Source organism: Ruegeria jejuensis (assembly GCF_041537905.1).
GTDB lineage: Bacteria > Pseudomonadota > Alphaproteobacteria > Rhodobacterales > Rhodobacteraceae > Ruegeria_C.
This window is the reverse complement of the sequence record NZ_JBGRUO010000004.1, coordinates 1-5,000: the sequence shown is the minus strand read 5'-3', so window position 1 is coordinate 5,000 and position 5,000 is coordinate 1. Positions and strand designations below refer to the sequence as shown.

2 protein-coding genes, 1 tRNA gene and 2 rRNA genes (1 of these 5 running past the window's edge) are annotated in these 5,000 nt (G+C 53.2%); all 5 read left to right on the top strand.

Annotated features, from left to right (window positions below; all coding sequences use genetic code 11):
• A 23S ribosomal RNA gene (locus AB1E34_RS06055) occupies window positions 1–2,099 on the top strand (it extends 770 nt beyond the left edge of the window).
• 299 nt (window positions 2,100–2,398) lie between these two features.
• Window positions 2,399–2,513 (top strand): 5S ribosomal RNA (gene rrf / locus AB1E34_RS06050).
• A 129-nt stretch (window positions 2,514–2,642) separates the two neighbouring features.
• Window positions 2,643–2,719, top strand: a tRNA-Met gene (locus AB1E34_RS06045).
• 400 nt (window positions 2,720–3,119) lie between these two features.
• Window positions 3,120–3,806 (top strand): anti-phage transmembrane effector MisC, encoded by a 687-nt coding sequence (gene misC / locus AB1E34_RS06040; protein WP_372571441.1) that lies wholly within the window; start codon window positions 3,120–3,122, stop codon window positions 3,804–3,806.
• Window positions 3,803–4,693, top strand: a complete 891-nt coding sequence (gene misB / locus AB1E34_RS06035) for a haloacid dehalogenase-like anti-phage phosphatase MisB (RefSeq protein WP_372571440.1) — start codon at window positions 3,803–3,805, stop codon at window positions 4,691–4,693. The genes misC and misB overlap by 4 nt, the downstream gene beginning before the upstream one ends.
• Window positions 4,694–5,000 lie beyond the last annotated feature (307 nt).

Below are 5,000 nucleotides of genomic sequence, written 5' to 3'. Positions count from 1 at the left end.
TGAAAAAGATCGGGATGAGCTGTGCCTAGGGGTGAAAGGCCAATCAAACTCGGAGATAGCTGGTTCTCTGCGAAATCTATTTAGGTAGAGCGTCATCCGAATACCCCGGGGGGTAGAGCACTGGATGGGTAATGGGGCCCCACAGGCTTACTGATCCTAACCAAACTCCGAATACCCGGGAGTACTAGATGGCAGACACACTGCGGATGCTAACGTCCGTAGTGGAGAGGGAAACAACCCTGACCTACGACTAAGGCCCCCAATTCATGGCTAAGTGGGAAAGCAGGTGGGACGACCAAAACAACCAGGAGGTTGGCTTAGAAGCAGCCATCCTTTAAAGATAGCGTAACAGCTCACTGGTCTAAACAAGTTGTCCTGCGGCGAAGATGTAACGGGGCTCAAGCCATGAGCCGAAGTCTAGGATGCCGTAAGGCATGGTAGCAGAGCGTAGTGTGACATAAGACTTGTCCTGTATTGCCGCCGGTTAGTTTGGTGCGTGTAAACGCGCTCAAGTAGCCGAATAGGCGGTAGCGCAGGATTGAGTCTTTTCGATGAAGCGGGCGCGTGAGCGATCCCGTGGAGAGATCACTAGTGAGAATGATGACATGAGTAGCGACAAAGAGTGTGAGAGACACTCTCGCCGAAAGTCCAAGGGTTCCTGCTTAAAGCTAATCTGAGCAGGGTAAGCCGGCCCCTAAGCCGAGGCCGAAAGGCGTAGGCGATGGGAATCAGGTTAATATTCCTGAGCCAGGAGGATGTGACGGATCACGGATGTTGTTCGACCTTATCGGATTGGTCGGGCCGCTGAGTGGTTCCTGGAAATAGCCCTCCATCAGACCGTACCCTAAACCGACACAGGTGGACTGGTAGAGCATACCAAGGCGCTTGAGAGAACGATGTTGAAGGAACTCGGCAAAATACCTCCGTAAGTTCGCGAGAAGGAGGCCCGGTTCCTAGGCAACTAGGGGCTGGGGGCACAAACCAGGGGGTGGCGACTGTTTATTAAAAACACAGGGCTCTGCGAAGTCGCAAGACGACGTATAGGGTCTGACGCCTGCCCGGTGCCTGAAGGTTAAAAGGAGAGGTGAGAGCCTTGAATTGAAGCCCAGGTAAACGGCGGCCGTAACTATAACGGTCCTAAGGTAGCGAAATTCCTTGTCGGGTAAGTTCCGACCTGCACGAATGGCGTAACGACTTCCCCGCTGTCTCCAACATCGACTCAGCGAAATTGAATTGCCTGTCAAGATGCAGGCTTCCCGCGGTTAGACGGAAAGACCCCGTGCACCTTTACTACAGCTTCGCACTGGCATCAGGATTGTGATGTGCAGGATAGGTGGTGGGCTTTGAAACCGTGACGCCAGTCGCGGTGGAGCCTCCCTTGAGATACCACCCTTCGCACTCTTGATGTCTAACCGCGGTCCGTTATCCGGATCCGGGACCCTGCGTGGCGGGTAGTTTGACTGGGGCGGTCGCCTCCTAAAGCGTAACGGAGGCGCGCGAAGGTTGGCTCAGAGCGGTCGGAAATCGCTCGTTGAGTGCAATGGCAGAAGCCAGCCTGACTGCGAGACTGACAAGTCGAGCAGAGTCGAAAGACGGCCATAGTGATCCGGTGGTCCCGAGTGGAAGGGCCATCGCTCAACGGATAAAAGGTACGCCGGGGATAACAGGCTGATACTGCCCAAGAGTCCATATCGACGGCAGTGTTTGGCACCTCGATGTCGGCTCATCTCATCCTGGGGCTGGAGCAGGTCCCAAGGGTACGGCTGTTCGCCGTTTAAAGAGGTACGTGAGCTGGGTTTAGAACGTCGTGAGACAGTTCGGTCCCTATCTGCCGTGGGTGTAGGAGACTTGAGAGGAGTTGCCCCTAGTACGAGAGGACCGGGGTGAACGATCCACTGGTGGACCTGTTGTTGCGCCAGCAGCAGTGCAGGGTAGCTATGATCGGACAGGATAACCGCTGAAGGCATCTAAGCGGGAAGCCCCCCTCAAAACAAGGTCTCCCTGAGGGCCGTGGTAGACCACCACGTCAATAGGCCGGAGATGTAAGCGCAGCAATGCGTTCAGTTGACCGGTACTAATCGCCCGATAGGCTTGATTTGATCCAGTAATGGAAAGACAACCCACCGCCGCAAACTGCGAAGCGGTAGGAAAACAAATCACCAAAAGCATACACTTCTTAGACCAAGGATGACTCAGATGCGGGAACGCGCATTCGCAAACGAATGCGCTGCCTCCCGCGCGTGACAATCCGCAAAAGCGGATTGCACGGTGTTGATTGATGTGTCGCCTCAAAGGGGTGACATAACAACCGAGTGGCAACGCGCATTTGCAAGCAAATACGCTGCCTGCCACCCGTCGCGCTTTGCTTCGCAAAGCCGCGACGTGAGTTTTTTCCCGGTTTGGTGATCATAGCACGCGTGAAACACCCGGTCCCTTCCCGAACCCGGAAGTTAAGCACCGAAGCGCCAATGGTACTGCGTCTCAAGACGTGGGAGAGTAGGTCATCGCCAAACCTGGTAAAAACTCAAAACAACAACTCTCTAAACGATAATGAAACTATTCGACCAAGGTCTCAAGCAGCGTACGCGATAGGTCAAAAACGGTCTCAAGTAGCCGAATAGGCGGTAGACCACCAAAACTGGCGCGGGGTGGAGCAGTCCGGTAGCTCGTCAGGCTCATAACCTGAAGGTCAGAGGTTCAAATCCTCTCCCCGCAACCAAAATAAACAAACAATAACAACACACTAGCGCCCCTTGGGGCGCTTATTGCGTTTCCACCCCAACACCCGGTGCTACAATAGTGCTACGTTTTTGTGGTGCTGTCTTCCCGCGCATTCAACCCCAAGTCGCCCGTTTGCTGCGGTCGCAGTCGGCAACTCACAGCCCTACGAGTGCTGTCACTCTTGCTGCGTGTTGCGCCGACGACAACAATGCGCAGATAGCGACCTTTGCAAAGTGGTGCAGGCGGCCCTTAGCTACAGTTCATCACCGCCTTTGATACCGCAATGCGGCTTTTTCCAATTCGGACGCTGGTCGGTCCAGCAATGCCTTTGAAGTGGGTCGCTCATCCGTTCGCGATCAGCTATCACTCGGTTCATCGAGCAAAAGTAGGAGAAGAGGATGCCGGAGCAAGACGACGAGAAATACTTGAGTATTTGGGAAAAGGCCGTCGATACGCAAATGCACTTCAATGAGATGTCAGTAAAATCTCGGCAGCTAGGTCTTACGTTTGTCGCCGGTGCATTGGGTGTTGCGGTGGTACTCCTTAGTCAAGGGCAGGCTTTTTCACTCGAGGTTAACCTTTGGCTATTCAGCTTGCAGCTTCATGTGGCCGTGCTCCTGGTTCTCGGCGCTTATTTGGCTCTTCGCGCAGTCAAGTTACTTGATCTTAATGTTTATCATAAGATGCTCCGTGGGGCCGTGTCCTTTGGAGAGGATTTGGAAGAAAACTATCTGAAAGGTGAGCTTTTTCACTTGGAGAAAGGTATGACGCAGGCGATATCGCATTTCAGCCGCTATCCGGATGCGAAGGTAGACCGCGGCGAGGACGGCAGATACCAATATTCGGGCGGGAGTTTGAAGAACGCTGAGAGTAAGATTTCGGAATTCTACAGCGCAACGGGTCGATTTCTCTTGTACGCCGCTGGGGCCCTTTTTTTGATCACAAATCTAAACTTTGTGCAGCCCACGCTAAATGGAGGCAAAGGACTGCAGCAGTTGGAAGTTGAATCTGCGACAGATCAAGAAGGCTCGCTTCTACCGACCGCAAAAGAGGAAGCTCAACCCCCACTGAACGCGAACGAATGATGCACCGAAAAGCCACGCGCCTATTAATCTGCGACTTGGACAATACGCTATACGATTGGGTTGGATATTTCGTCGTTTCTTTCTACGATATGATTGAAAAAATGGTAGAAATCTCGGGATGCGATAAGGAAGCGCTTCTAGACGACTTCCGTTCGGTCCATCGCAAGCATCACGATTCGGAGCACCCATTTGCTCTACTGGAGACAGAAACAGTTCGACGTTTGCACCCAAAAGCGACGGTGCAAGAAATAGCCAAGATCTACGATCCTGCCTTCCATGCCTTCAACTCAAGCAGGAAGCGCAATTTGACGCTTTATCCGGGGGTGATGAGCGCCTTAAAGGTACTCCACGCATCTGGAGTTACCTTGGTTGCGCACACAGAGAGCAAACTCTTCTCGGCTACGGGTAGAATGCAAAGACTTCAACTGACCAAGTATTTCTCCAGATTGTATTGTAGAGAAGCTTCTGCTTCCTTGAACCCTGCTGCTGGTTCTTACTCCATGCCATTGGACAATTTCCCGCGCAATCGGATAAGTGAGCTTAGCCACCACCAGCGCAAACCTAACGTTCAGGTGGTTAAAGAGATTTGCGAAGTGGAAGGGGTAGCTACTTCAGACGCTGCTTATGTAGGTGATAGCATCGCCAGAGACATAATGATGGCCAATGATGCTGGCATCTTTTCCATCTGGGCGAAGTACGGGTCATACAGCTCAAAGTCAGACTATCAGAAGCTCGTCAGAATTTCGCACTGGAGCGATGAGGACGTGGTTAGAGAGAGGTTTCTTGCACACAAGGCGAAAGACGCCCGACCCAATGCCGTGTTGTGCAACAGTTTTGATGAAATCTTGGATCACATCGAAGCCCATGAGGCGCTAGAGCCGGATTGATCGTAAGGGTGAATAGTCGCCTTTGGCTTCTCGCGTCCGCAACGAATGACCGGTGCCTTACGTGCAGCAGATCAGTCATGCCCGCTTTGGTCTGGCTCTAGCCGATCACGGTTGGCCAAGGGCAGCATTGTAGCAGGCAGGTAGGCGCTGCAATGCCGCAAGGCGGCTGTGATGCAGGTTTCTCGGACGCCGCATGCTGGCGGGGGAGTTGCGCGATGGGTTTCCCGGCGTCAGAGAAGCGCTCAGGCGGGAAATCGCGGGGTTAGTTCTTTTGGGTCGGCTGTGCTATGGGGATTTGTACGAAGGG

Bases quoted from the DNA above. Each gene is read 5' to 3' on its own strand.
- misC (WP_372571441.1), top strand. From the start codon at position 3,120: ATGCCGGAGCAAGACGACGAGAAATACTTGAGTATTTGGGAAAAGGCC.
- misB (WP_372571440.1), top strand. From the start codon at position 3,803: ATGATGCACCGAAAAGCCACGCGCCTATTAATCTGCGACTTGGACAAT.